This is a genomic window from Streptomyces sp. NPDC048415, from assembly GCF_040651675.1.
Taxonomy (GTDB): domain Bacteria; phylum Actinomycetota; class Actinomycetes; order Streptomycetales; family Streptomycetaceae; genus Streptomyces.
Genome location: NZ_JBEZKJ010000148.1, coordinates 1 through 1,121 on the forward strand (window position 1 = coordinate 1; position 1,121 = coordinate 1,121).

General features: G+C 72.7%; 1 rRNA gene and 1 pseudogene. One reads left to right on the forward strand and one right to left on the reverse strand.

What is annotated here, in order from left to right:
• A 5S ribosomal RNA gene (gene rrf, locus AB0D27_RS42945) occupies window positions 1–93 on the forward strand; the annotation flags it as partial.
• Window positions 94–347: 254 nt separating this feature from the next.
• Here the strand turns inward: rrf and AB0D27_RS42950 are convergent.
• Window positions 348–1,121, reverse strand: a pseudogene (locus tag AB0D27_RS42950) (hypothetical protein); the annotation flags it as partial.

Below are 1,121 nucleotides of genomic sequence, written 5' to 3' on the forward strand. Positions count from 1 at the left end.
ACGCCCGGTTACATTCCGAACCCGGAAGCTAAGCCTCACAGCGCCGATGGTACTGCAGGGGGGACCCTGTGGGAGAGTAGGACGCCGCCGAACAAATTTTGAGGACCCCTGGTCCCAGCGACTCGCTGGGACCAGGGGTCCTTTTTTGTTTGTTTTTACGAAGCGCGCCGGGTACCCGGCTGCGCGAGAATGACTTGCAGTACCGAAGACAGGAGTCACCCATGTCCACCAACTCTCCCGACGAGCGACCGGAGCGCGACCAGCGCCGCCGGGACAGTGGTGACCGCGGCGGCTACCGCGGGGGCCCGCGCCGGGACAACGACCGCGGTGGGTACGACCGTGGCGGCTCAGGCCGGCGCGACGATCGCCGTGACGACCGGCGTGAAGGCGATCGCGGTGGTGACCGCGGCGGCGATCGAGGCGGTGACCGCGGCGGCTTCCGTCGCGATGACAACCGGCGTGATGACCGTCGTGACGACAACCGTGGCGGTGGCGGCTTCCGTGGCCGCGACGACCGGCGCGAGGGGGACCGCGGGGGCCGCCCGCCGTTCCGACGTGACGACCGCCCCAGCGGGCCGCGTCGTGACGATCGCCCCAGCGGGCCGCGTCGCGACGACCGCGGGGACCGTGGCGTCCGCCGCGAGGGGGACCGTCCGGCCTTCCGTCGCGACGACCGCCCCAGCACCCCGCGCCGCGATGACGACCGTGGCGGTTTCCGCCGGGACGACCGTCGTGACAGCGGTGACCGTGGCGGCTTCCGCCGCGACGACAGCCGTGGCGGTGGCGGCGGTTTCCGTGGTCGCGACGACCGCAGGGACGACCGGCGCGACGATCGTCCTAGCACTCCGCGCCGCGATGACGACCGTGGCGGTTTCCGCCGGGACGATCGGCGTGACAGCGGTGACCGCGGTGGCTTCCGCCGCGACGACAGCCGTGGCGGTGGCGGCGGTTTCCGTGGTCGCGACGATCGCCGTGACGACCGTCGCGACGATCGTCGGGGTGACGACCGTGGCGTCCGCCGCGAGGGGGACCGTCCGGCCTTCCGCCGCGACGACCGCCCCAGCACCCCGCGCCGCGATGACGACCGTGGCGGTTTCCGTCGCGACGACCGTCGTGACAGC